General features: G+C 68.6%; 25 protein-coding genes and 1 pseudogene. 21 read left to right on the forward strand and 5 right to left on the reverse strand.

Features of this window, described 5'->3' with window-relative positions:
• Window positions 1-85 precede the first annotated feature (85 nt).
• The 7 genes and pseudogenes from ACFSGJ_RS07345 to ACFSGJ_RS07375 all read left to right on the forward strand — a co-directional run bounded on the left by ACFSGJ_RS07345 (window position 86) and on the right by ACFSGJ_RS07375 (window position 4,383).
• Window positions 86-625, forward strand: coding sequence for a hypothetical protein (locus ACFSGJ_RS07345; protein WP_390260338.1), 540 nt, complete (start codon window positions 86-88; stop codon window positions 623-625).
• Entirely contained in the window at window positions 622-822 is a 201-nt protein-coding gene (locus ACFSGJ_RS07350) for a hypothetical protein (protein WP_390260339.1), read from the forward strand. Before ACFSGJ_RS07345 ends, ACFSGJ_RS07350 begins: the two co-directional genes overlap by 4 nt.
• On the forward strand, window positions 815-1,195 hold the full coding sequence (locus tag ACFSGJ_RS07355) for a DUF6362 family protein (RefSeq protein WP_018303644.1): 381 nt from the start codon (window positions 815-817) through the stop codon (window positions 1,193-1,195). Before ACFSGJ_RS07350 ends, ACFSGJ_RS07355 begins: the two co-directional genes overlap by 8 nt.
• Window positions 1,196-1,601: 406 nt before the next feature.
• Window positions 1,602-2,975, forward strand: coding sequence for a site-specific DNA-methyltransferase (locus ACFSGJ_RS07360; protein WP_390260340.1), 1,374 nt, complete (start codon window positions 1,602-1,604; stop codon window positions 2,973-2,975).
• 1 nt (window position 2,976) lies between these two features.
• Window positions 2,977-3,483: pseudogene (locus tag ACFSGJ_RS07365) on the forward strand (DNA cytosine methyltransferase); the annotation flags it as partial.
• Between the two features lie 205 nt (window positions 3,484-3,688).
• Window positions 3,689-4,171 carry a hypothetical protein gene (locus ACFSGJ_RS07370; RefSeq protein WP_390260763.1) on the forward strand — a complete coding sequence of 161 codons (483 nt, stop codon included), beginning with the start codon at window positions 3,689-3,691 and terminating at the stop codon, window positions 4,169-4,171.
• The gene (locus ACFSGJ_RS07375; RefSeq protein WP_390260342.1) at window positions 4,168-4,383 is read left to right on the forward strand and encodes a DUF7220 family protein; all 216 of its coding nucleotides are present in this window, start codon (window positions 4,168-4,170) and stop codon (window positions 4,381-4,383) included. Before ACFSGJ_RS07370 ends, ACFSGJ_RS07375 begins: the two co-directional genes overlap by 4 nt.
• A gap of 40 nt (window positions 4,384-4,423) precedes the next feature.
• Here the strand turns inward: ACFSGJ_RS07375 and ACFSGJ_RS07380 are convergent, their stop codons facing one another.
• The 3 genes from ACFSGJ_RS07380 to ACFSGJ_RS07390 all read right to left on the reverse strand — a co-directional run bounded on the left by ACFSGJ_RS07380 (window position 4,424) and on the right by ACFSGJ_RS07390 (window position 5,815).
• A complete protein-coding gene (locus ACFSGJ_RS07380; RefSeq protein WP_390260343.1) occupies window positions 4,424-4,810 on the reverse strand; it encodes a nuclear transport factor 2 family protein in 387 nt (128 codons plus the stop codon).
• A gap of 117 nt (window positions 4,811-4,927) precedes the next feature.
• Window positions 4,928-5,500: a DUF3489 domain-containing protein gene (locus ACFSGJ_RS07385; protein WP_390260345.1), complete on the reverse strand. Its 573-nt coding sequence runs from the start codon at window positions 5,498-5,500 to the stop codon at window positions 4,928-4,930.
• A 90-nt stretch (window positions 5,501-5,590) separates the two neighbouring features.
• On the reverse strand, window positions 5,591-5,815 hold the full coding sequence (locus tag ACFSGJ_RS07390) for a hypothetical protein (RefSeq protein WP_390260347.1): 225 nt from the start codon (window positions 5,813-5,815) through the stop codon (window positions 5,591-5,593).
• A gap of 112 nt (window positions 5,816-5,927) precedes the next feature.
• On the opposite strand from ACFSGJ_RS07390, the gene ACFSGJ_RS07395 reads away from it, so the two are divergent.
• The 8 genes from ACFSGJ_RS07395 (at window position 5,928) to ACFSGJ_RS07430 (ending at window position 13,582) form a co-directional block, all read left to right on the forward strand.
• Entirely contained in the window at window positions 5,928-6,524 is a 597-nt protein-coding gene (locus tag ACFSGJ_RS07395) for a hypothetical protein (RefSeq protein WP_390260349.1), read from the forward strand.
• Window positions 6,472-8,475 (forward strand): phage terminase large subunit family protein, encoded by a 2,004-nt coding sequence (locus ACFSGJ_RS07400; protein WP_390260351.1) that lies wholly within the window; start codon window positions 6,472-6,474, stop codon window positions 8,473-8,475. Before ACFSGJ_RS07395 ends, ACFSGJ_RS07400 begins: the two co-directional genes overlap by 53 nt.
• Before the next feature lie 2 nt (window positions 8,476-8,477).
• Window positions 8,478-8,687, forward strand: a complete 210-nt coding sequence (locus ACFSGJ_RS07405) for a phage head-tail joining protein (protein WP_023851464.1) — start codon at window positions 8,478-8,480, stop codon at window positions 8,685-8,687.
• Complete coding sequence (locus tag ACFSGJ_RS07410; RefSeq protein ID WP_390260354.1) at window positions 8,687-10,183, forward strand: phage portal protein; 1,497 nt, start codon at window positions 8,687-8,689, stop codon at window positions 10,181-10,183. Before ACFSGJ_RS07405 ends, ACFSGJ_RS07410 begins: the two co-directional genes overlap by 1 nt.
• A gap of 3 nt (window positions 10,184-10,186) precedes the next feature.
• Window positions 10,187-12,226 (forward strand): prohead protease/major capsid protein fusion protein, encoded by a 2,040-nt coding sequence (locus ACFSGJ_RS07415; protein ID WP_390260355.1) that lies wholly within the window; start codon window positions 10,187-10,189, stop codon window positions 12,224-12,226.
• A gap of 74 nt (window positions 12,227-12,300) precedes the next feature.
• Window positions 12,301-12,636, forward strand: a complete 336-nt coding sequence (locus ACFSGJ_RS07420; RefSeq protein ID WP_390260356.1) for a DUF2190 family protein — start codon at window positions 12,301-12,303, stop codon at window positions 12,634-12,636.
• A complete protein-coding gene (locus tag ACFSGJ_RS07425; protein ID WP_390260357.1) occupies window positions 12,636-12,947 on the forward strand; it encodes a head-tail joining protein in 312 nt (103 codons plus the stop codon). Before ACFSGJ_RS07420 ends, ACFSGJ_RS07425 begins: the two co-directional genes overlap by 1 nt.
• 5 nt (window positions 12,948-12,952) lie before the next feature.
• Window positions 12,953-13,582, forward strand: coding sequence for a DUF6441 family protein (locus tag ACFSGJ_RS07430; RefSeq protein ID WP_390260755.1), 630 nt, complete (start codon window positions 12,953-12,955; stop codon window positions 13,580-13,582).
• Between the two features lie 42 nt (window positions 13,583-13,624).
• Here the strand turns inward: ACFSGJ_RS07430 and ACFSGJ_RS07435 are convergent, their stop codons facing one another.
• Both ACFSGJ_RS07435 and ACFSGJ_RS07440 read right to left on the reverse strand, forming a co-directional pair.
• A complete protein-coding gene (locus ACFSGJ_RS07435) occupies window positions 13,625-15,346 on the reverse strand; it encodes a SulP family inorganic anion transporter (RefSeq protein ID WP_390260358.1) in 1,722 nt (573 codons plus the stop codon).
• A gap of 74 nt (window positions 15,347-15,420) precedes the next feature.
• Window positions 15,421-15,681, reverse strand: a complete 261-nt coding sequence (locus tag ACFSGJ_RS07440) for a helix-turn-helix domain-containing protein (protein ID WP_390260359.1) — start codon at window positions 15,679-15,681, stop codon at window positions 15,421-15,423.
• Window positions 15,682-15,780: 99 nt separating this feature from the next.
• On the opposite strand from ACFSGJ_RS07440, the gene ACFSGJ_RS07445 reads away from it, so the two are divergent.
• The 6 genes from ACFSGJ_RS07445 (at window position 15,781) to ACFSGJ_RS07470 (ending at window position 20,668) form a co-directional block, all read left to right on the forward strand.
• Window positions 15,781-16,200, forward strand: a complete 420-nt coding sequence (locus ACFSGJ_RS07445; RefSeq protein WP_390260360.1) for an acyl-CoA transferase — start codon at window positions 15,781-15,783, stop codon at window positions 16,198-16,200.
• A gap of 24 nt (window positions 16,201-16,224) precedes the next feature.
• Entirely contained in the window at window positions 16,225-17,166 is a 942-nt protein-coding gene (locus ACFSGJ_RS07450; protein WP_390260361.1) for a phage tail tube protein, read from the forward strand.
• Window positions 17,166-17,621: a hypothetical protein gene (locus ACFSGJ_RS07455; RefSeq protein WP_390260362.1), complete on the forward strand. Its 456-nt coding sequence runs from the start codon at window positions 17,166-17,168 to the stop codon at window positions 17,619-17,621. Before ACFSGJ_RS07450 ends, ACFSGJ_RS07455 begins: the two co-directional genes overlap by 1 nt.
• Window positions 17,622-17,719: 98 nt before the next feature.
• Window positions 17,720-17,860 (forward strand): DUF7697 family protein, encoded by a 141-nt coding sequence (locus ACFSGJ_RS07460; RefSeq protein ID WP_390260363.1) that lies wholly within the window; start codon window positions 17,720-17,722, stop codon window positions 17,858-17,860.
• Entirely contained in the window at window positions 17,841-20,018 is a 2,178-nt protein-coding gene (locus ACFSGJ_RS07465) for a phage tail tape measure C-terminal domain-containing protein (RefSeq protein ID WP_390260365.1), read from the forward strand. Before ACFSGJ_RS07460 ends, ACFSGJ_RS07465 begins: the two co-directional genes overlap by 20 nt.
• The gene (locus tag ACFSGJ_RS07470; RefSeq protein ID WP_390260366.1) at window positions 20,018-20,668 is read left to right on the forward strand and encodes a phage distal tail protein, Rcc01695 family; all 651 of its coding nucleotides are present in this window, start codon (window positions 20,018-20,020) and stop codon (window positions 20,666-20,668) included. Before ACFSGJ_RS07465 ends, ACFSGJ_RS07470 begins: the two co-directional genes overlap by 1 nt.
• Window positions 20,669-20,672 lie beyond the last annotated feature (4 nt).

The raw sequence follows: 20,672 nt of genomic DNA on the forward strand, positions 1-20,672 counted from the left end.
ATCCGACGACGGCGGCCCCGTACCGCCAAGCACCAGACCGCCGTCGTCTTCCACCACCACAGGCCACCGGCAAAGGAGACCCATCATGGCTCAGCCGACTCTGATCCCCAATTGCGACGGCGCAAGGTTTGAATCGCTGCCGCTCGACACGCCCCGCAACCGCTGCATCCTCGCGCTTGACCTCGGCACCTCGACCGGCTGGGCGATCCGCGGCCATGACGGTCTGATCACCAGCGGCACCGTCTCGCTCCGCCCGGGCCGCTTCGACGGCGGCGGCATGCGCTACCTGCGCTTCACCAACTGGCTGACCGAGATCGACCGGCTCTCCGGTCCTGTCGCGGCCATCTGGTTCGAGGAGGTGCGTCGCCACGCGGGCATCGACGCGAGCCACATCTACGGCGGTCTCATGGCCACGCTGACCGCATGGGCCGAACTGCGCGGCGTGCCCTACGAGGGCGTTCCGGTCGGCACGATCAAGCGCCACGCCTCGGGTAAGGGCAACGCCGACAAGGCCGCCATGGTCGCCGCCGTCCGCGCCCGCGGCTTCAGCCCGGCCGACGACAACGAGGCCGACGCCATCGCCATCCTGCTCTGGGCGATCGAGACGAAGGGAGGTGTCGCATGAGATGGCACCCCCACGGCTACGGCGGTCGGCGCCGCGATCCCGAGCAGGTCAAGCGCGAGGGCTGGCGGGAACAGGGCGTCCTCGCGGTCTCCGCCGATGACGACCGCCTCACCTGGCCCGAGCGTGAACTGGTCCGCCAGCTCGGCGAGAAGCTCTACGGCCCGCGCCCGTCCGACAGGGAGGTGCGCCATGGCTGATCGCGAATGGACCGCCGACTGCGTCGCCGATCATTTCGAGGAGGCGTTCCGCACGCTGCGCAAGCTGCCGCCCGTGAAGGCGCAGGGCTATTTCAACACCTGGCCCGACATCGTGCGCACCAGCCGCGAGATCGCGGCGATGGAGCCGCAGCCGATGCGGGTCTGGCCCTCGGCCGCCGCGATCACCCGGCTCGAGCAGACCTTCGACTGGGTGCTCTGGATCGAGGAGGCGGAGCGCAAGCTGGTCTGGTCTCGTGCCGCCCGGGTGCCGTGGAAGCAGATCAGCGGCGAGCTGGGGTGCGACCGCACGACCGCCTGGCGTCGCTGGCAGCTGGCGCTGACCAAGATCGCTGCGCGCCTGAATGCGCAGTGACTCCAATGTGTCGCAACACTTTTCCCTTCGACATCTGCAACAGATCCATGCTATTCCGAAGGCAAGATGGGGAGAGTGCGCCGAAGGGCTCGCTCTCCCCTTTGCGTTGACGGGGACCATCTGGACCCCGGTATCCAGCGAGGGTCCGGCCGGGGTCCAGCCCACGGCAGTTTCCGGTTCCTTCCTGGCGATATTCGTATGCTGGCGGGCGAAGCGCGGGACATCGCCAGCGACAGGGCCGGTTTTTTGGGAAGCCACCCGAAAGCCGGAGCCACGCGCGCCCCGCGCAAACACCAATGAACGCTGGCCTTTCGACCGGACGCCGCTGGACTCCGTGTGGAGTCCAGCCCGGCATCCGGAGTCCGGAAGCCACCCACATCCACCCGACCGAGGAACCTTGCCCACCATGACGCTGAGCTTCGCCCCGGATGCGATCGAGACGTGGCCACTGGCCAGGCTCCAGCCCTACGCGAAGAACGCGAAGGCGCACGGCGCGGACCAGGTCGCAAAGATCGCCGCCAGCATGGCCGAGTTCGGCTGGACCGTGCCCTGCCTCGTCGGCGAGGACGGCGAGCTGATCGCGGGCCATGGGCGCGTGCTGGCAGCCACCCAGCTCGGGCTGACCGAGGCGCCGGTCATCGTGCTCGGGCATCTGACCGAGGCACAGCGCCGGGCTTACCGGATCGCGGACAACAAGCTGACCGAACTCGGCACTTGGGATGAGGCGCTGCTGTCGGCGGAACTGAACGACCTGTTGGCCGAGGACTTCGACCTGTCGCTCGTCGGGTTTTCCGACGGCGAGTTGGACAAGCTGCTGGCGTTCGTGCCGGAGGGCGACGGCGAGGACGGCGGTGGCGCCAGTGTTCCGCCGGTGACGATCCCCGAACCGCCACGCAATCCAGCGTCGCGGACCGGCGACCTGTGGATCCTCGGTGAGCACCGGCTGCTCTGCGGGGACTCGACTAGCCATGCCGATGTGCGCCGCCTGATGAACGGCGAGCGCGCGGTGCTGTTCGCGACCGATCCGCCGTATCTCGTGGACTATGACGGCTCGAACCATCCGACGCGTAACAAGGACTGGTCTGCGTCTTACGGCGCGACCTGGGACGACAGTTCGCAGGGCGCGGAACTCTATGACGGCTTCATCGCGGCGGCCGTGGCCGAGGCGATTGCCGAGGATGCTGCCTGGTATTGCTGGCACGCCTCGCGCCGCCAGGCGATGCTCGAAGCCTGCTGGGAAAAGGCCGGCGCCTTCGTGCATCAGCAGATCATCTGGGTGAAGGACCGTGGTGTCCTGACCCGGTCGCATTACCTCTGGAAGCACGAGCCCTGCTTCATGGGCTGGATCAAGGGCAAGCGCCCGCCGAAGGTCGCCGAGCAGACGCTGCCCTCTACGTGGGAGATGCCGTCCTTCGCCAAGGACGAGCGCCCCGACCATCCGACGCCGAAACCGCTGGACGCATTCGGGATCCCGATGCGCCAGCATGTGGCGCGAGGCGAGCTGTGCTACGAGCCGTTCTGTGGTTCGGGCTCGCAGGTCATGGCTGGCGAGGCCAACGGCCGCCGCGTCTTCGCGATGGAGATCAGCGCGGCCTATGTCGATGTTGCTGTGGAACGCTGGCAGGTAGAAACCGGTCGCGAGGCAATCCTCGATGGCGATGGCCAGACCTTCGCGCAGGTGAAAGCCGAGCGGCTGAGCGACAACTCTGCCGCCCGCACCCCGGCGCCCGACATCAACGCCGAAACCGAACCCGCGCAAAAGCGCAAGACCGCCGCGTGACATGCATGACCTGGCTCTACATCCCTCCGGACCTGGCTCCGGAGTCGGAGAAGCACGCCTGCTCGGCCTCTCCCTTTGCTCCGGCGCAGGCGGGCTCGATCTCGGGCTTGCTATCGCCATCCCCGGATATCGTGCTGTGGGCCATGTCGAACGGGAAACCTACGCCGCAGCCACTCTCGTGGCGCGGATGGAAGACGCGTCCCTGGATCAGGCTGTTGTCTGGGACGATGTTGCCACTTTCGATGGCCGCCCATGGCGCGGCGCGGTGGATATCGTCACTGCGGGCTATCCGTGCCAGCCGTTCTCCGTCGCGGGCAAGCGCCGGGGCGCGGACGACCCGCGCCATCTCTGGCCGCATGTCGCCCGCATCATCGGCGAGTGTGAGCCGCCCTTCGTCTTCCTCGAGAATGTCGCTCATCATCTCCGCCTCGGCTTCCCCGAAGTCGCCAGCGGACTGGTCGGCATGGGCTACCGCCCTGCGGCAGGCCTCTTCACGGCGGCGGAAGTCGGCGCGCCCCACAAGCGCGAACGTCTCTTCATCCTCGCCATCCGCGAGAGAGACGAACTGGCCGACCCCGCGCGCCTGCTCTGGCACCCGGTCGAGTGGCGGGAACCGGACGGAACTGCTGCGCCTCTGGCCGACGCCGAGGGCCAGCGCCAACGAGAACCGGCAGACGAAGCCGACGCCATCGCAGGAAGCAGGCCAGCACGGGATGAACCTGGCGACGACGGCCGCGATGTGGCCGACGCCGCAGATCGACAGTTTCCGCAGCCGGGGTGGCGAACGGCGCGACGAGAAGGGTCTGGACCGCATGGCGCGGGACTGGCCGACGCCGATGGCGAACGACGGTTGCAAGCCGAGCGCGGGCAACCGCCGGAAGGCCGATCTGACCCATGCGGCTGGGATGTGGATGACCCCGACGGCGCGCGATCACAAGGATGGGGCGACGACATTGGCGAACACGCCGGTGAACGGCCTGCTTGGCCGCCAGGTCCTGGTGACGCCGATGGCTGGGAGAGATACCTCCGAGCCGCGCCGGACCTTGAACCCGCTGTTCGTCGAGGCGCTGATGGGTTGGCCCACCGGGTGGACCGGCTTCGGCTCTGTGGCAACGGCGTGGTCCCTCTGGTTGCGGCGCATGCGCTGCGAACTCTGGCGGCTGAACTGCTGGCCGATGGATGAGGCAGCGATATGAAGCAATCCCGCCTCATGTCGCTGGTCGAGTCCGTCGCCAACGTCATCGTGGGCTACGGCGTCGCCGTGGTCACGCAGATCCTGATCTTCCCGGTCTTCGGGCTGCACACGACGCTGGCGCAGAACCTGAAGATGGGCGCGGTGTTCACCGTGGTGAGCATCGCACGATCCTTCGCCTTGCGGCGGGTGTTCGAGGCGATCCGGATGCGGTAGCGATCGTCGTCTTGTCGAGACCGAGAGGACATCTGCACGATCAGCTATAGCTTCTGACGACTGCGACGCAGTTTGCTTTAGTGTTTGTAAACTCGAATACATGGCAGAAGCGCTGAGTGTGCCCGTTCGCCAAGGTTACCTCTCCGCTCGCAGCACCGACCTTTCCATGTGAAATGGCGTGTTGAACGGTAACAGAGCTTGGCCTTGTACGAGATCCAACATGCTCAAGAACGGCACTCCTTCCCGACACTGGGTCTGCAGAAGGTAGCACCCAAGTCACGTCCTCGCTGAACGCATCCGGCACTGCTTCGCCGCATTCCATAGCGACAGCCACATCCTGAACAAACTTGTTCTTGGGCGAATTGCCACAGTCTTTGCTGCCCTTAACTTGGGTCAAATTCACCTCCCGGCTTGGCTCATTCAGCATACGGTCGACTTTCTGGCGGTCAATACGCGCTCCTCGCGTCGGATTCGTCGTGTACGGGGAACGATCGACCGCCGCCCCGGAGGGAAGGCGGCCATCAGCTTGTTGGGGTCCGGCGCGTCAGGCGGCGGGGAGTTTGTACACGCGCCCCCGATCCTCGACCTTCTCGGAAGTCACCTCGAGCCCGAGCTTCTTCTTCAGTGCCCCGGCCATCGCGCCACGCACCGTGTGCGACTGCCAGCCCGTCGCGGCGATGATCTCCTCGATGGTCGCGCCGTCCGGCGCGCGCAGCATGGCGATCAGCGTGGCCTGCTTGGTGCCCTCGCGCGGCGTCCGCGTCTTGGGCGCGGCCTTCGGTTCGGTGGGGGTGTCCGGCGCGGGCTCCTCGGTCGCCGCGTCCGTCGCGCCCGCAGGCGCAGGGTCCGCGTCCTCGGGCTCGATGCCGATGGCGGCGAGGCCTGCGTCGGTGGCGACCAGCGTGACGCCGTGGCCGTCGCCGGTCTCGCGCCAGACGGGCTCGCCCTTGCGCATGTCGGCGTCGACCTCCTGCAGGAAGCCCTTGGCGAGCAGCGCGCCGACTACCTTGGCGGCGGCGCCGCCCCGCAGGCTCTCGGGCAGCGGCAGGGCGATGTGCTCGGGCCGCTGTGCGGCGGCGCTCAGGATCATGGCTTGGGTGTCGGAAAGCTTGGTCATCGTCGTCTCCCGTATCGGGGCGCGCGGGATGCGGGCCCTTCTACGAGGTCGAGCCCGCCAGTCGGCGGGCGGGACCGGGAGCGGGTCGTCTTACTCGGCGTGTTCGCCTTCGCTGAAGGCCATGTCGGTGATCTCGCGCAGCTTGGCGCGGTAGTGGTTCAGGGTGCCGACATGGCCCCAGTTGATCTCGTCGGGATGGGTCTCGAGATGGTCCGCGCTGAGGGCGGCGAGCCGCTCCAGCATCGCGTCGATCTCGGTCTTCGCGGCGATGAAGGCGTCGAGGGCTTTCGTGTTGTCCTGTGCGCGGCGGGTCATCGTGGTGGCTCCGTGGTGAGTTGCATCGTCCTTGTGAGATGGACGTTCGCTCCGGTGGCGCCGCTTATCAACTCGATAAGCACTTGATTCTGAATGATAATCGGAGCCGTCGATGCAGGGCATGAGCGAGCGCCAGTACGCCGCGCATGTCGGGCTGTCGCGGGGCGCGATCCAGAAGGCGAAGACGGCCGAACGTCTGGTCCTCTATCCCGACGGCAGCATCAACGCGGCCGCCAGCGACGCCAGACGTGCCGAGACGACGGACCCGTCGAAGACGAGGAAACCGCCCGCGCCGAAGCTGAGGCCCGTCCCCGAGGCTGCCGTGGCCGCCGTCGGCGACACGTTGCGCGAACAGGGGCTGGCGGTCCCGGCGGTGGGCGGCGGCACGACCTTCCTGCAGGCCAAGACCGCGAACGAGGTGCTGAAGGCGCAGGAGCGGCGCATTCGTCTGCAGAAGCTGAAGGGGGAGTTGATCGAGCGGGCCCGCGCGCTGGCGCTGGTGTTCCGCCTGGCGCGGGAGGAACGGGACGCATGGGTGAACTGGCCTGCGCGCGCGGCGGCGCTGATGGCGGCCGAGCTCTCGGGCTCATCCAGCGACGCGACGGGCCAGCAGATCACCGTGGAGCCAGCCGCGATGCAGAAGGTCCTGGAGAAACATGTACGCGCCCACCTCGACGAACTCGCCGAGGTCCGGCCCGACTTCCGGTGAAGATGACGCGCTGACCGACTTCGACGGCGCGGGCGAGATCCTGCGCGCCTGGGGCAGCGGGCTGCGGCCCGACCCGGACCTGACCGTTTCGGAATGGGCGGACCGGCACCGGATGCTCTCGGGCCGCGCCTCGGCCGAACCGGGGCGTTATCGGACCGTGCGCACGCCCTACATGCGCGAGATCATGGACCGGCTGAGCCCCGGCGATCCCACACAGCGGATCGTGTTCATGAAGGCCGCGCAGGTCGGCGCGACCGAGGCGGGGAACAACTGGATCGGGTTCGCCATCCACCAGGCGCCGGGGCCGATGCTCGCGGTCCAGCCGACGGTGGAACTGGCCAAGCGCAACTCGCGCCAGCGGATCGACCCGCTGATCGACGAGAGCCCGGAGCTGCGCGAGCGAGTGAAGCCCGCGCGATCCCGCGACGCGGGCAACACCATGCTGTCCAAGGAGTTCGCGGGTGGCATCCTGATCATGACGGGCGCGAACTCGGCGGTCGGGCTGCGGTCCACCCCGGCACGCTACATCTTCCTCGACGAGGTCGATGCCTATCCGGCGTCGGCCGACGAGGAAGGCGACCCGGTCACGCTGGCCGAAGCCCGGTCCCTGACTTTCGCCCATAGGCGCAAGGTGTTCCTGGTCTCGACGCCCACCATCCGTGGTCTGAGCCGGATCGAGCGCGAATACGAGGCCAGCGACCAGCGCCGATACTTCGTGCCGTGCCCGCATTGCGGCGCGTTGCAGTGGCTGAAGTTCGACCGGCTGCGCTGGCAAAAGGGCCGTCCCGAGACGGCGGAATATCACTGCGAGGGCTGCGACGCGGCAGTCGCGGAGCACCACAAGACGGCAATGCTGGAGGGCGGCGAATGGCGGGCGACCGCCACGGCCGCCGATCCGACCACGGTCGGGTATCACCTCTCGGCGCTCTACTCGCCGATCGGCTGGCTGAGCTGGGAGCGGATCGTGCGGGCTTGGGACGCGGCCCAAGGGTCGGACGAGGCGATCAAGGCGTTCCGCAACACCATCCTCGGCGAGACATGGGTCGAGACCGGGGAAGCGCCAGACTGGCAGCGGCTCTACGACCGGCGCGAGCGCTGGACATCCGGCACGGTGCCTGCGGGCGGGCTGTTCCTGACCGCCGGGGCCGACGTGCAGAAGGACCGGATCGAGGTCGATGTCTGGGCCTGGGGGCGCGGGCTCGAAAGCTGGCTCGTCGATCACGTCGTCATCGAGGGCGGCCCCGACCGGCACGACGCCTGGTCGGAGCTGACCGCGCTGCTGGATCGAAGCTGGCCGCATGAACGCGGCGCGCATCTCAGGATCGCGCGGCTCGCCATCGACACGGGCTACGAGGCCCCGGCGGTCTATTCCTGGTCGCGGGCGCAGGGGTTCGCGCAGGTGTCGCCGGTCAAGGGCGTCGAGGGGTTCAACCGCTCGAGCCCGGTTTCGGGGCCGACCTTCGTCGACGCGACCGAGGGCGGAAAACGCCTGCGGCGCGGGGCGCGGCTCTGGACCGTGGCGGTGTCGACCTTCAAGGCCGAGACCTACCGCTTCCTGCGGCTGGCGCGCCCGACCGAGGAGGATATGGCCGACGGAGCAGCGTTCCCGCCCGGCTCGGTGCATCTGCCGCACTGGGTCGAGAACGAATGGCTGAAGCAGTTCGTGGCCGAGCAGCTGGTCACGGTTCGCACCAAGCGCGGCTTCGCCCGGCTGGAATGGCAGAAGCTGCGCGAGCGCAACGAGGCGCTGGATTGCCGGGTCTATGCCCGCGCCGCCGCCTGGATCGCGGGCGCGGACCGCTGGTCTGAGGAGAAATGGCGCGACCTCGAGGATCAGCTCGGGGCCGCCCCCACCGACACCGATCCCGCCGGGCAGATCAACCGGCCGGGACAGGCCCCGCAGGGCAAGCGCCGCTCCGACTGGCTCGGACGGCGCGGAGGATGGTTTTGAACATGACCGACTGGACGGAAACCGAGCTTTCGGCGCTGCGCCGGGCCTATGCCAGCGGCACGACGCGCGTCAGCTATGACGGCAAGTCGGTGGACTACGGCTCGGCCGAGGATCTGCTTGCCCGCATCCGCACCATCGAGCGCGCGATTGCAGGCGTCAGCCGACCGCTGCCAGTGGCCGGGCTTGCGGGCTTCTCGCGCGGGGACCGGTGATGTCGGCGACCTGGTTCGACCATGCCATCGCCACGGTTGCGCCGCGCATGGCCGCGCGGCGCGTGATGGCGCGGCAGGCCTTCGAGACCCTGACGCGGGGCTATGACGGGGCCGCGCGCGGGCGGCGGACCGAGGGCTGGCGTGCGCCGGGATCCTCGGCCGACACCGAGATCGGCGTGGCCGGGGCGCTGCTGCGCGACCGGATGCGGGATCTTGTGCGCAACAATCCGCACGCGGCCAAGGCCGTCGCGGTGCTGGTCAACAACATCATCGGCGCGGGCATCATGCCCCGCGCCGCCAGTGGCGACGACACGCTGGACCGCAAGGTCGATGCGCTGTTTGAACGCTGGACGGCGGAGTGCGATGCCGACGGTCAGCTCGATTTCTACGGCCTGCAGACGCTGATCTGCCGCGAGATGGTCGAGGCGGGCGAGGTGCTGGTGCGCCGCCGTCTGCGGCGATCCTCGGACGGCCTGCCGGTGCCGCTGCAATTGCAGGTGCTGGAGGCCGACTTCCTCGACGCCACCAAGTCCGGCGCCCTCGGCGCGGGCCGCCTCGTCCAGGGGATCGAGTTCGACCCGGTCGGCAAGCGCCGGGCCTATTGGCTGCACGCGGAGCATCCGGGCGATGCCTGGGGCGCGCTGCAGGGCGGGCTCGGATCGCACGCGGTCCCGGCGAGCGAGATTGCCCATGTCTATGAGAAGCAGCGCACGCAGGCACGTGGCGTTCCCTGGGGTGCGCCGGTGATCCGGTCGTTGCGTGACCTCGACGATTACGAGGTGGCGGAACTGGTCCGCAAGAAGACCGAGGCCTGCGTCACCGCCATCGTCTTCGGCGATGACGAGGCGCAGCAGGGGATCGCGCCCTCGGTGGTCGATGCCGATGGCAACCGGGTCGAGCAGTTCGAGCCGGGGCTCATTGCCTATGCAAGGGGCGGCAAGGACATCCGCTTCAACCAGCCATCGGCGACGGGCGGCTATGGCGAATACAAGCGCGCCAGCCTGCACACGATCTCGGCGGGCTTCCGGGTGCCCTACGAGCTGCTGACCGGGGACCTGTCCCAGGTCAACTACTCCTCGATCCGGGCCGGGCTCGTCGAGTTCCGCCGCCAGATCGACGCAGTCCAGTGGCAGCTCTTCATCCCGATGCTCTGCGGACCGGTCTGGCGCTGGTTCACCGAGGCCGCATGGGCGGCAGGCCAGATCCCGACGCCGGACGTGCCGGTGGAATGGTCGCCGCCCAAGTTCGACGCGGTCGATCCCTACAAGGACGCGATGGCCGACCTGATGGCGATCCGGACCGGCACCATGACGCTGGCGCAGGCCATCGCCCGGCAGGGCCACAACCCGGACGCGGTCCTCGCGGAAATCGCCGCGACCAACGCCAAGCTCGACGGCCTCGGCCTCGTGCTCGACAGCGATCCGCGCCGCGTCACCAAGACCGGCAGCGCGCAGACGAAAGACCCGGCCGACCCCGCCGCCGACCAGCAGGACTGACCCATGAACACGATGATCGAACTGCCGGCCATGCGCCGGTCGGCGGAGCTTGCGCCGAACACGGCCGATGCCGACAGCCGCACCGTCGAGGTGGTCTGGTCGGCCGGGGCCCGCGTCCGCCGGGCCAGCTTCTTCGGCGAGCGCTATGACGAGGAGCTGAGCCTCGATCCCGCCCATGTGCGGCTCGACCGGCTGAACGCGGGCGCGCCCTTCCTGAAGGTGCACGAGCTCGACACGCTCGACGCCGTCATCGGTTCGGTCGTGCCGGGCTCCGCGCGCATCGAGAACGGACGCGGCATCGCGCTGGTGCGCATCAGCGAGCGCGCCGATGTCGAGCCGATCTGGCGCGACATCCAGGCCGGGCACATCCGGGCGGTCTCCATCGGCTACCAGGTCCACCGCTTCGACATCTCAAAGCCCGATGGCGGGCGCGAGCTCTGGCGGGCGGTCGACTGGACCCCGTTCGAGGTCTCGGCCGTGCCGGTCGGCGCCGATCCCGCCGCCGGGTTCCGCGCCAAGGGCGAACACCACGACTGCGTCCTCCATCGCCGGGACGCCCCCACGCAAGAAGGAGCATCCCCGATGACCGACAAGACCCCGGCGAGCGACGCCGTCACCCCCCAGCCGACCGAGCCGAATGATACCGAGGACACCACCATGACCGAGCCGAAAGCGGCTGCGCCCGAGTCGAAGGCTGCCGCAGTTGAAACGCGCAACCAGCCGAAGCCGCAGGCAACGCCCGCGCCCGACACCGAGACCATCGCGACCCGCGCCCGCGAGGCCGAGCGTGATCGCGTCTCCACCATCTACGATCTGGCGGGCCGCCTGAACCTCGAGCGCAGCTTCGCCGAGGATCTGGTCAAGCGCGGCGTCAGCGTCGATGAATCCCGCCGCCTGATCCTCGACCAAGTCGCCGCGAAATCCGACGAGACCCGGACCTTCCCCCACGTCTCCGTCCCCCTCGGCGGTCGGGACGAGCGCATCACCCGCCGCGACGCCGTGGCGAACGCGCTGCTGCACCGCTACAGCCCGACGCTGTTCCCGCTCGAGGACGCCGCGCGCCAGTACCGCGGCATGACACTGCTGGAGCTCGCCCGCGAGAGCCTCGGCAGTGCGGGGGTCAACACACGGGGTCTGTCGCGCGACGAGGTGGCGACGCGCGCGCTGCATTCGACCTCGGACTTCCCCGAGATCCTCTCGGCCGTCACCAACAAGACCCTTCGGCAGGCCTACGAGGCCTATCCCCGCACCTTCATGCTGTTCTGCCGCCAGGTGCTCGCCACCGACTTCAAGGCTATGCATCGCGTCCAGCTCGGCGAAGCGCCGCAGCTGCTGGAGGTGGGCGAGAGCGGCGAGTTCAAGCGCGGCACGCTGGGCGAGAGCAAGGAGAGCTACAAGGTCAAGACCTATGGCCGGGTGGTCGCGATCACCCGCCAGACCCTGATCAACGACGATCTCGACGCCTTCACCCGGATCCCGGCGATGTACGGCAACTCCATCGCCCAGCTGGAATCGGACGTGGTCTGGGGCATCATCACCGCCAACCCGGCGATGGCCGACGGCAACGCGCTGTTCCACACCACCCACAAGAACCTCGCCGGGACCGGCGCGGCGCTCGACGTGAGCAGCGTGGGTGCGGCCCGCGCGGCGATGGCTAAGCAGACCGGGCTGGACAAGAAGACCGTGCTGAACATCCGCCCCGCCTTCCTGATCGTGCCGGCGGCGCTGGAACTGAAGGCCGAACAGCTGGTGGCCCAGAACCTCGTGCCCGCCGACAGCGCCAAGGTGGTGCCGCAGTCGATCCGCACGCTGTCGCCGATCAGCGAGCCGCGCCTCGACGCCGCCAGCGCCACCGCCTGGTATCTGGCGGCCTCGCCTAACCAGATCGACACCATCGAGTATGCCTATCTCGAGGGTCAACAGGGCGCCTACATCGAGACCCGCAACGGCTTCGACGTGGACGGCGTCGAGATCAAGTGCCGCCTCGACTTCGGCGCCAAGGCCATCGACTGGCGCGGCCTCTACAAGAACCCGGGCGCATAACGCACCCATCCTGAACCCTGACACACGGGCGGTCCAATCGGGCCGCCCTTCGTCTTTCCACGAGGATCACCCCTATGAAAAACTACGTCCAGCCCGGCAACACCATCACCCTGACCGCGCCCTACGCCGTCGCTTCCGGCGATGGGCTGCTCGTCGGCTCCATGTTCGGCATCGCCGCCGGGGAAGCCGCCCTCGGCGAGTCCGTCGAGGCTGCGCTCGTCGGCGTCTTCGACATCACCAAGGTCGGCTCGCAGGCCTGGACCGTGGGCGCCAAGGTCTATTGGGACGACACCAACAAGCGTTGCACCACGGTCGCGACCGACAACACGCTCATCGGCGTGGCCGTCGAGGCGGTGGCGAGCGGCGCGGGCGACACCAACGGCCGGGTGCGGCTGAACGCGACGTTCTGATGAGCGCCTTCGCCGCCGCGCTCAGCGCGCTCTTCGCCGATCCGAACATCGGCCGGGATGCGGTCTACATCGCCGATGGCGGCGCGCCCGTCCTGGTGCGTGCCGTCGCCCGGCGCGCGGACGCCGTCACCGACTTCGGCGACGCCCGGCTCTGGTCAGAAACCACGCGGATCGACCTGCGCGTCGCCGAGGTGGCGAACCCGCGTCCCGGCGACCGCATCGAGATCGACGGCGACGCCTTCCTCATTCAGGGCGAGCCTGTCCGCGACCGCGAGCGGCTGGTCTGGACCGTCGATCTGAGGCCCGCGTAATGGCCATGAAACTGAAGCTCGACATCGATCCCGACATCGTAGCCATGATGGCGGCCGAGGTTGCGGCGGGCGAACGTGCCGTGACCGCCGCCATGCGCGAGGCCGGAACCGGGCTGAAGACCGCTTGGCGGCTGCAGATCACCGGCGCGGGGCTCGGCACACGGCTGGCCAACTCGATCCGCAGCCAGAACTTCCCGAGGTCAGGCGACAGCTTGGAAGCGGCAGCACTGGTCTGGTCGAAGGCTCCGGTCATCGTCGGCGCGCATGACACGGGGCCGCTGATCCGCTCGAAGAACGGTTTCTGGCTGGCGATCCCGCTGCCCGCCGCAGGCAAGTCCCTGCGCGGCGGCCGGATCACCCCCGGCGAATGGGAACGGCGACGCGGGCTGCGTCTGCGCTTCGTCTATCGTCGCACGGGCCCGAGCCTGCTGGTGGCGGAGGGCAGGCTGAACACGAAGGGCCAGGCGGTGGAGTCGCGCTCCAAGACCGGGCGCGGCAAGGTCACCGCCCCGATCTTCCTGCTCGTGCCGCAGGTCAAGTTGCCGAAGCGGCTGGACCTCGCGCGGGATGCGGACCGGGCATTGGACAGCGTGCCGGGGCTGATCGTGGCGAACTGGGTGGAGACCAAGGTGTGATGTCCGGCGACACTTCGGGACAGATGCAGGGTGTTCTGCCGATCAGGCGGCCTCTCTGTCCGCGCCGACCCCGTTGCGCATCTTGACCACCGCATCCTCGATGGTCGCTGCGTAGCGCACAAGCGGTCTCCTGAGACCATGCGTGATGAAGGCGCGCCGGATGTCCCGGCTTGCACCCGTCAGCCAGAGCGTGACGCCGCGTCGATGTGCCTTGTGCGCCAGACCCTCGATCATGTTGGCGCCTGTTGAATCGAGAAACGGCACGTTCGAGAAGTCGACGATCAGCGCCTTGTGGGTGTCCTGGATGCGGTCGAGAACCGAGCCTATCGAGGCCGTAGCCCCGAAGAACAGCGCCCCGCTGATGCGGTAGATGACGACGTCGGGGTCCGCCGCCTGTTCCTCGTCATAGGCCTCGCGCGGACGCGCGGTGTCCGCTTCGTCGCGGCCGACGAAGGCGGTATTGGTGGCGACTTCGGTCGTCCGGCTCATTCGGTGGATAAACAGGACCGACCCGAGCGCAAAGCCGACGACGATGGCCTCGGTCAGGTCACGGAAGATGGTCAGGAAGAAGGTGGCGCCAAGCACTGTCGCCTCGCCCCAGCCCGAGCGCAGCAGGATCGCGATGGCGGGCTTTTCGATCATGTTCCAGGCCACCACGGCAAGCACGCCCGCCAGTGCCGCAAGCGGGATGTAGGCGGCGAGTGGCGCCGCCACGAGCATGAAGAGAAGGATGAACACCGCGTGCAGCATCCCCGCGACCGGCCCGTGTGCGCCCGCCCGCACGTTGGTCGCGGTGCGCGCGATGGTTCCCGTCACGCAGAAGCCGCTGAAGAGCGCCGAGCCGATGTTGGCGGCGCCCTGTGCCACCAGTTCGCAGTTTGAGCGGTGCCTCCGGCCGGTCATGCCGTCGGCGACGACCGCCGACAGCAGCGACTCGATGGACCCCAGCAGCGTGAAGGAGATCGCAGCCGGGAGTACCGCCATGAACTTGTCCATCGACAGCTCCGGCAGGCTCGGGGCCGGCAGCGACGACGGGATGCCGCCGAACTTCGCGCCGATGGTCTCTACGGGCAGCCCCAGGAGGGCGGCGCCCATCGCAGCCAGACCGACCGCTATCAGCATGCCCGGCCAGTGTGGACGCCAGCGGCGCAAGCCAAGGATGATTGCAACTGTCGCAACGGACAGGAGGATCGCAGCCGGCGTGACGCTATCCCGGACCGCCCACAAGGCGGGAAGCTTCTCCAGAAGCTCGCCGGGCTCATGCTCCAGCGCCAGCCCGAACAGCTCCCTGAGCTGGCTGGCGAAGATGATCACCGCAATGCCCGCCGTGAACCCTACGGTCACCGGGAAGGGAATGAACTTGATGAAGGTGCCGAGCCGCAGGAACCCGACAGCGGCCAGCATCAGTCCGGACAGGAACGTCGCGAGGATCAGCCCGTCCATCCCGTGCAGCGCGACGGTGCTGGCCACCAGCACGATGAAGGCGCCGGCCGGGCCGCCGACCTGGAAGCGCGAGCCGCCAAGCATGGAGACGAGGAACCCGCCCACGATGGCGGTGTAGAGGCCCTGAGCCGGAGTAGCGCCGGATGCGATGGCGATCGCCATCGACAGCGGCAGCGCAACGATTGCGACGGTCAGTCCGGCGATGGCGTCTGCGCGGAACTGCGACAAGCCATAGCCTTCGCGCAGGACGGTCACGAGTTTCGGGGTGAAGAGCTCGGCGAAGCTCGGAGCGTCGCTCCGTCTGGTGGTCTGGTCTTTCATCTGTGGCCGCACCTTTGAGGGCTGCGGCGGGATCGTCGGCATGTCGTCGGCGGTCGCCGTCGCGGGTTGAGAGATCAATGTCTGGGTGGGGGTACCTTCAGGCGCACGCCGCGTCCGCCTGCCGTGCTGGCGGAGCCTTCTGCGATGAGTTCGACGCCGGCGAGTTCGAGCGCCGCCACAACCTTGGTCAGGCTGTCCACGACACCGCGCACATTGCCGCTACTGGCCTCCATACGCTGGATCGTCGGCACGGATAGCCCCGCCAGCTCGGCCAGGGTCTTCTGGTCGATACCGAGCAAGGCGCGGGCGGCGCGCATCTGAGGGCCTGTGATCATGGATCATGTCCTGAGCGGGATAAGCAGTATTTAGGATATGCAAACAGATATGTCAAACATCAGTCACGATGTTTACAATCGAGCTCTGGGGAACAAATGATGCCCACCCCACGCGAAACCATCCTAGTCGCGCTGCACGCGCGGCTCTCGGCGCTGCCCGCTACCGCCCTGCGCGGCGAGGGGCTGCCCGAGCGCGTGCCGGCCGAGGGTCTACTGATCCTGCGGGACGGCGAGCCGGGGGAACCGGAAGTCACGCTCTCGCCGCTGCGCTACCACTACCAGCACCGCGCCGAGATCGAGGCGGTCGTGCAAGGCGCCGCCCGTGATGTCCTATTCGACACGCTGACCGCCAGCATCGGCGCAGCACTCGCCGCCGACCGCACACTGGGCGGGCTCTGCGACTGGGTCGAGGCCGAAGCCCCGCGCCCGGTCGATCTGCCTGTCGAGGGCGCGGCCAGCCTGAAGGCCGCCGTGATCCCGGTCGTGCTGCACTATTCCACGGCCGATCCGCTCGGCTGATCCCGACAACCCGAGGAGAACACCATGGCACGAGCCCAGGGGGCGCGGGCGCTGATGGCGCTTGCGTTCGAGACGACCTATGGCACGCCGCCCGTCAGCGGCTTCACCCGCATGCCTTTCGCCAGCACCTCGCTCGGCGCGGAGCAGCCGCTCTTGAACTCCGAGCTTCTCGGCTACGGCCGCGATCCGCTGGCGCCGATCAAGGATGCGGTGACGGCCGATGGCGATGTCGTCGTGCCGCTCGACGCCGAGGCCTTCGGCTTCTGGCTGAAGGCGGCCTTCGGAACACCGACGACCACCGGTGCGGAGGCCCCGTACACCCACGAGTTCCAGTCGGGGTCCTGGACGCTGCCCAGCATGTCGATCGAGACCGGCATGCCGGAGGTCCCGCGCTACGCGATGTACTCGGGCTGCGTGCTCGACCAGATCACCTGGCAGATGCAGCGGTCGGGTCTGCTGACGGCAACCGCGCGGCTGGTGGCGCAAGGCGAGACGGTTGGCACGAGTTCCAGCGCCGGAACACCCGCCGCGCTGGAGCTCAAGCGCTTCGGTCACTTCAACGGATCGATCACGCGCAACGGGACCGCGCTCGGCAACGTGGTCTCGGCCGACATCACCTATGCCAACAACCTCGACCGGATCGAGACGATCCGGAACGACGGCCGCATCGACGGGGCGGACCCGTCCATCGCCGCGCTGACCGGTCGGATCGAGGTGCGCTTCGCCGACCAGACGCTGGTGACACAGGCGATCAATGGCGAGGCCTGCGAGATGGAATTCGCCTACGTCCTGCCCTCGGGCGAGACCTTCACCTTCACGGTGCACGCCGTCTACCTGCCGCGCCCGCGCATCGAGATCTCCGGGCCGCAGGGGGTGCAGGCGACCTTCGACTGGCAGGCCGCCCGCGACAGCGTGGTCGGCCGGATGTGCACCGCCACCCTTGTGAACGATGTGGAGACGTATTGATGCTGACGCTTGATCTGACGAACGCGCCGCGCTGGCATGACCTCGCGCCCGGCGTCCGGGTGCAGCTGCGCCCGCTCACTACCGCGCTGATGGTGGCCACGCGCAGCGATCCGGCCGTCGAGGCGGTGCCCGAGGCGGCCTCGGACGAGGAACGCGCGGTCGCCTTCGCCAAGGCGCTCGCGCGGCGGGCGGTGCTCGCTTGGGAGGGCATCGGCGACGCCGACGGCAACGCCATCGATCCGAGCCCGGAGGCCATCGACGCGCTGCTCGACGTCTGGCCGATCTTCGAGGCCTTCCAGCTGACCTACGTCTCGAAGGGCCTGCTGCTGGAACAGGAAAAAAACGCCTCCGCGCTCTCGCCGAATGGTCCTTCGGCGGGGGCGAGCGATACTGCCATGCCTGCGCACCCTACGAGGGCCGCGAGCAAGCCTGCCCGGACTGCCCGGCGCGGCTGAACCGGCCGCTCACCCATGAGGGTTGGCAGGTCTGGGACCTCGTCGGTCGTCTCGGCGGCCAGCTGCGCGTTCTGCCCGGCGCTGTGATCGGCTGGGACATGTCGGCGGCGCTGGCGTCCGGTCATGCGCTCGGCGTGCCGCCGCTCGCCATGGCCGAACTGCTGCCCGTCATCGAAGCGATAATGGTCGCCAAGCTCAACGAACAGATGGATCATTCCCATGGCGGAAAAACGGGTTAGCGTCCGCCTCGCGGCCGTGGGCGGCCGCCAAGTCCGCGCCGAACTGGAAGGCGTGGGCGAAGCCGGGTCGCGCGGCTTCGGACGGCTGAGCCGGGAGATGGAGGCGGCAAACGCCCGGCTCGCGGCCTTCTCGCGGCGCGTCCGGGTCGCGGCAGCCGCCGCCATGGCAGCCGCTGCCGCCGCTGGCGTGGCGATGATCCGCTCCGGTCTGCAGACCGTCGATGCGCAGGCCAAGCTCGCGGCGTCTCTCGACACAACCGTCGCCAGCATTCAGGTGCTTGAGCGCGCGGGCGATCTGGCGGGCGTGTCGATGGGTCAGGTCGAGCAGGCCACAGTCCAGTTGACGCGGCGGCTCAGCCAGGCGGCTTCCGGCACGGGTGCTGCGATGGAAGCGCTGCGTCGCCTGCGGCTGTCGGCCGAGGATCTGCAGCGGCTGCCGCTCGACGCGCGCATCGCCGCGATCCAGCAGGCACTGGGGCAATACGTGCCGGAGGCCGAGCGCGCGGCCGTGGCCTCGCAGCTCTTCGGCGACCGGGCGGCGCTGGTCTTCACGCGCATCGACACCGCGACGCTGCGGCAGGCAACCGAGGATGTGCGGGATTTCGGGGTGGTGGTCAGCGATCAGGATGCGCGCCAGATCGAGCGCACGAACGATGCCATCTCGCGCCTCGGCCTGATCTGGCGGGGGCTCTCGAACCAGCTGGCGGTCGCCGGCGCCCCCGCGCTGGAAGCGATCGCAAATGCCATGGCGGCGGTCGCGCGCACCACTGGCCCGCTTGGCATCGCCATCCGCACGCTCTTCGACAATATCGGCCGCCTGACCACCTATGCCGCCACCTTCGCCGCCCTGATGGCCGGGCGCTGGGTCGCGGGACTGGTCGCTGCGGCGGTGTCCGTGCGCGGGCTCGCCACCGCGCTCGTGCTTCTGCGCGGCGCTTTGATCCGCACCGGCATCGGCGCACTGATCGTCGGCGCGGGAGAGCTGGTCTACCAGTTCTCCCGCCTTGTCACCGGCGCCGGGGGGCTCAGTAATGCGCTTGAACTGATGGGCAATGTCGCGCGTGCGGTCTGGGACGGCATCAAGACCACGATGTCCTCCTTCATCGACGATTTCCGCGCGCTGCGTGCCGATGTCGAGGGCATCTGGACGCGGCTCATGGCGTTCCTGTCCGGCAAATGGGCCGAGTTTTTGGGCCAGATCGGCCCGACCTTCAACGCGGTCGCCGACCGGATCGGGGCGGATTTCCAGATCGATTGGTTTGGCGCGCAGTCCTACGCGTCGATGCTGGATCATGCCGCCAGCAACATGGGCGCGAGCGCCGAGCGCTTCCGCAAGCGCGCGACCGACACACGTGCCACAGCCTTCGACGGCGTGCGCGATGCGGTGGCGGCACTGGTCGATGCCATGCGCGGATCCAGCGAGGACACCCATAACGCGCTGGATGCGGCCGCGGCAGGCGCGCAGCGCGTAACCGATGCGCTCGATCAGGCAGAGACGGCTGCGGGCCGCGCAGGCTCGGCCGGACAGCAAGCAGGGGTGGACACCGCGTCTGGTTCCGAGCAAGCCCTGACCGGATGGCAGGCAGTCACGGCAGCGCTCAGCGACTACGCAAGCAAGGCGCGCGAGATCGGCAGCGACATCGGCCAGGCGCTGGTCGGGGCCTTCACCAGCGCCGAGAACGCGGTGGCCGAGTTCGTGAAGACCGGCAAGCTGAACTTCCGCGACCTCGTCACGTCCATGATTGCCGATCTGGCACGGCTCGGCGCGCGGCGCTTTATCCTGGGGCCGATCGCCAATGCGCTCTCGGGCGCGCTTGGCGGCGCAGGCGGGATCTTCGCCAACGTGCTGCATGCAGGCGGCATGGTCGGATCGGCTGGCCCCTCCCGGATGGTCCCAGCTTTGGCCTTCGCGGCCGCGCCCCGGATGCATTCCAGCGGTGTTGCCGGGCTTCGGCACGACGAGGTGCCGGCGATCCTGCAGCGGGGCGAGCGGGTGCTGTCGCGGCGGGAGGCGGCGGAGTACGGGCAGCGTCAGGGCGATGCGCCCATTGTGAACGTCACCATCGCCACCCGCGACGTGGAGAGCTTCCGGCAGTCCCGCACGCAGGTCGCTGCCGACATCGCCCGCGCCGTGTCGCTCGGGCGGAGGGGCATGTGATGGCGTTTCACGAGGTTCGTTTTCCTGATAATATCAGCCGCGGCGCGCGCGGCGGGCCGGAACGGCGCACGCAGATTGTCGAACTCGCGTCCGGCGCCGAGGAGCGCAATGCCAGCTGGGCCGACTCGCGTCGCCGCTATGACGTGTCCTATGGCATCCGTCGCGCCGATGATCTGGCGGCGGTCGTGGCCTTCTTCGAGGCGCGCAACGGTCGGCTGTACGGGTTTCGCTTCAAGGATTGGGCTGACTACCGGTCAGGTCCACCGTCGCGGGTGCCGAAGGCGCAGGACCAGCTGCTCGGAACTGGAAATGGCATCCAGCGGCACTTCCGACTGCGCAAGCTCTACGGCAGCGAGACGACGGGCGGCTGGTGGCGCGCGATCCGCAAGCCGGTCGCCGGCTCCGTGCGCGTGGCGCTTGGCGAGATTGAGCGCTTTGACGGCTGGACGCTTGATGCCGGCTCCGGAACGTTGATCTTCGCCGCGGCACCCGAGCCCGGCATCGAGGTGCGGGCGGGCTTCGAATTCGACGTTCCGGTCCGCTTCGACAGCGACCTGCTGCAGGTAACGCTCGATGTCGAGCGCCTGGGCTCAATTCCATCGATCCAGCTCATCGAGCTGCGCGAACGCGACGCGCCGCTTCCGTTGTAACGAG

Source organism: Halodurantibacterium flavum (assembly GCF_042681825.1).
GTDB lineage: Bacteria > Pseudomonadota > Alphaproteobacteria > Rhodobacterales > Rhodobacteraceae > Halodurantibacterium > Halodurantibacterium flavum.

Bases quoted from the DNA above. Each gene is read 5' to 3' on its own strand.
- ACFSGJ_RS07375 (WP_390260342.1), top strand. From the start codon at position 4,168: ATGAAGCAATCCCGCCTCATGTCGCTGGTCGAGTCCGTCGCCAACGTC.
- ACFSGJ_RS07410 (WP_390260354.1), top strand. From the start codon at position 8,687: ATGTCGGCGACCTGGTTCGACCATGCCATCGCCACGGTTGCGCCGCGC.
- ACFSGJ_RS07385 (WP_390260345.1), bottom strand. From the start codon at position 5,500: ATGACCAAGCTTTCCGACACCCAAGCCATGATCCTGAGCGCCGCCGCA.
- ACFSGJ_RS07445 (WP_390260360.1), top strand. From the start codon at position 15,781: ATGCCCACCCCACGCGAAACCATCCTAGTCGCGCTGCACGCGCGGCTC.
- ACFSGJ_RS07470 (WP_390260366.1), top strand. From the start codon at position 20,018: ATGGCGTTTCACGAGGTTCGTTTTCCTGATAATATCAGCCGCGGCGCG.
- ACFSGJ_RS07435 (WP_390260358.1), bottom strand. From the start codon at position 15,346: ATGAAAGACCAGACCACCAGACGGAGCGACGCTCCGAGCTTCGCCGAG.
- ACFSGJ_RS07415 (WP_390260355.1), top strand. From the start codon at position 10,187: ATGAACACGATGATCGAACTGCCGGCCATGCGCCGGTCGGCGGAGCTT.
- ACFSGJ_RS07430 (WP_390260755.1), top strand. From the start codon at position 12,953: ATGAAACTGAAGCTCGACATCGATCCCGACATCGTAGCCATGATGGCG.
- ACFSGJ_RS07425 (WP_390260357.1), top strand. From the start codon at position 12,636: ATGAGCGCCTTCGCCGCCGCGCTCAGCGCGCTCTTCGCCGATCCGAAC.
- ACFSGJ_RS07390 (WP_390260347.1), bottom strand. From the start codon at position 5,815: ATGACCCGCCGCGCACAGGACAACACGAAAGCCCTCGACGCCTTCATC.
- ACFSGJ_RS07465 (WP_390260365.1), top strand. From the start codon at position 17,841: ATGGCGGAAAAACGGGTTAGCGTCCGCCTCGCGGCCGTGGGCGGCCGC.
- ACFSGJ_RS07395 (WP_390260349.1), top strand. From the start codon at position 5,928: ATGCAGGGCATGAGCGAGCGCCAGTACGCCGCGCATGTCGGGCTGTCG.
- ACFSGJ_RS07455 (WP_390260362.1), top strand. From the start codon at position 17,166: ATGCTGACGCTTGATCTGACGAACGCGCCGCGCTGGCATGACCTCGCG.
- ACFSGJ_RS07345 (WP_390260338.1), top strand. From the start codon at position 86: ATGGCTCAGCCGACTCTGATCCCCAATTGCGACGGCGCAAGGTTTGAA.
- ACFSGJ_RS07355 (WP_018303644.1), top strand. From the start codon at position 815: ATGGCTGATCGCGAATGGACCGCCGACTGCGTCGCCGATCATTTCGAG.
- ACFSGJ_RS07380 (WP_390260343.1), bottom strand. From the start codon at position 4,810: ATGCTGAATGAGCCAAGCCGGGAGGTGAATTTGACCCAAGTTAAGGGC.
- ACFSGJ_RS07440 (WP_390260359.1), bottom strand. From the start codon at position 15,681: ATGATCACAGGCCCTCAGATGCGCGCCGCCCGCGCCTTGCTCGGTATC.
- ACFSGJ_RS07405 (WP_023851464.1), top strand. From the start codon at position 8,478: ATGACCGACTGGACGGAAACCGAGCTTTCGGCGCTGCGCCGGGCCTAT.
- ACFSGJ_RS07400 (WP_390260351.1), top strand. From the start codon at position 6,472: ATGTACGCGCCCACCTCGACGAACTCGCCGAGGTCCGGCCCGACTTCC.
- ACFSGJ_RS07450 (WP_390260361.1), top strand. From the start codon at position 16,225: ATGGCACGAGCCCAGGGGGCGCGGGCGCTGATGGCGCTTGCGTTCGAG.
- ACFSGJ_RS07370 (WP_390260763.1), top strand. From the start codon at position 3,689: ATGAACCTGGCGACGACGGCCGCGATGTGGCCGACGCCGCAGATCGAC.
- ACFSGJ_RS07350 (WP_390260339.1), top strand. From the start codon at position 622: ATGAGATGGCACCCCCACGGCTACGGCGGTCGGCGCCGCGATCCCGAG.
- ACFSGJ_RS07360 (WP_390260340.1), top strand. From the start codon at position 1,602: ATGACGCTGAGCTTCGCCCCGGATGCGATCGAGACGTGGCCACTGGCC.
- ACFSGJ_RS07420 (WP_390260356.1), top strand. From the start codon at position 12,301: ATGAAAAACTACGTCCAGCCCGGCAACACCATCACCCTGACCGCGCCC.
- ACFSGJ_RS07460 (WP_390260363.1), top strand. From the start codon at position 17,720: ATGTCGGCGGCGCTGGCGTCCGGTCATGCGCTCGGCGTGCCGCCGCTC.